Origin of the sequence: Streptomyces sp. NPDC005483 (assembly GCF_040606035.1) — a bacterium.
GTDB lineage: Bacteria > Actinomycetota > Actinomycetes > Streptomycetales > Streptomycetaceae > Streptomyces.
The window spans coordinates 1-1,661 of record NZ_JBEXEA010000117.1 but is presented as its reverse complement, the minus strand read 5'-3'; the positions used below and the strand labels follow the sequence as shown (position 1 = coordinate 1,661).

The 1,661-nt window shown below is 69.1% G+C and carries 1 protein-coding gene; it reads right to left on the bottom strand.

Translation table 11 applies throughout. The features are described 5' to 3' along the window. Positions 1-162 precede the first annotated feature (162 nt). On the bottom strand, positions 163-1,539 hold the full coding sequence (locus ABZT06_RS50510) for an IS1380 family transposase (RefSeq protein WP_355756689.1): 1,377 nt from the start codon (positions 1,537-1,539) through the stop codon (positions 163-165). Between the last annotated feature and the right edge of the window lie 122 nt (positions 1,540-1,661).

The window sequence follows — 1,661 nt, the reverse complement described above, 5'->3', positions numbered from 1 at the left end:
CCTCGATCTTTCGTGATGGGCCGCCGACGGAGTCGGGGGCCCATTTCGTTGTCGGTGGCTGAGGCGGGGCAGGTTGAGGGCCCGGGTGTCGTCTCGGGTGGACGCCGGGTTCCACTGCTCCGGGCTGGCACGTTGTCTTGCAGGGACAGGTGAGTTGGCTGGTCAGCCAGGGTTTGGCAGGGGTGCGAGCCGCGCGAGGGCGTCTGTGATCTCGTGGGTCCAGGGCCAGTGGCGGGCGAGGCGGAGGATGCGGCGTCGGCCGGTGGTGACGAGCTGGCCGGCCGCGGAGAACAGGCGGAGTCGCAGGCGGCGGGGTTCCCAGAGCCGGGTCTGGCCGGTCAGGGCGAGCATGGGCATCCAGGCCAGCAGGTCGAGGGCGATCTGGACGATCTCCAGCCAGAGCTGGTTCTGCGCGGTGTCGTGCAGGGGCAGGTTGCGCAGTCCGGTCGCTCGCGCGGCCCGGATGCGGTCCTCCGCGCGGGCTCGCAACCGGTGGCGGAGTTCGAGTCCGGCGATCGGCTGGTTGAGGGTGTTGGTGGCGAAGCAGGTGATCCGCATGCCGTCGGCGTCTGTGATCCTCAACTGGGCTCCGGGATGGGGCCGTTCCTTGCGGACGATCAACCGCATGCCCTGCGGCCAGCCGTCGAGCAGGTCACCGGTGAGTTCGGCGACCCAGGCCCCGTCACGGACCTCGCCGTCCGATTCGACCGCAGGCGTCCAGGCCGATGCGGGGATCTTCAGAACGTGCTCGTGGACGGCCTCGGTGATCACCATGCCGACCGAGTAGGACAGCCAGCGTCCGCGCTGGGCGAGCCAGGCCACGAACTCGTGGGTGCCGCCCGCGGAATCACAGCGGATCAGTGTCCGCCGTCCCCGCCGGTATTTCTTGGGCAGTTGAGCGAGGGCGAGGCGAGCGACGGTGATGTGGTCGGCGGCCGTGTTCGAGCCCGCGTTGCCGGGCCGGAGGTGGGCTGCGACAGGTTCGCCGGTTCCTCCCGGGCCGTGGTCGACGAAGCCCATGAGTGGATGGTGTCCGTAGGTCTTCTTCCAGGTCGGGGCCGCGTCCTGCTTGTCCGAGTGCGCGACGACCAGGACCCCGTCCAGGTCCACGGTCACCTGTCCGCCGGCATCCGGAGCCCGCTCGCCGGCCAACTCCCATACTCTTTTGCGGACTTCGGAACGTGCGGCGCGGATCGCGGTCAGCGCCTTCTCGCCGGAGGCGGCGAGGGTGCCGATCAAACGGGAGACCGTCGGATCGGAGGCAACCGGGCCGAACACACCCGGCTCGGCCCGCAGCATGGCGACGTCGGCCAGGCAGTCGCCGCCGAGTGCGACCGCCAGTGCGAGGTCCACGAGCATCTTGCCGGGATCGTGGACGGCTCGCGGTCTCCGCCACGGGGTCAGGGCTGCGGATATCGCCTGGTCAAGGCCGATCTTGCGGACCGTTTCGACCAACAGGACCGAACCGGCCTGCGTGACCACGGCCCGGCCGTCATCTCGGACAAGGACATGGGGATAGGACCCGATAGGCTGCTTCACCTGGAAAGTGCCTCCGACAGGGGCGGGAACAAGGACCTCAGCAATCCTCATTCTCGCTGGTCAGAGGCACTTTCTGCTTCCCTGACCGCCTGCCGGACAGCCCGCTTCATGAAAGCGCGAGG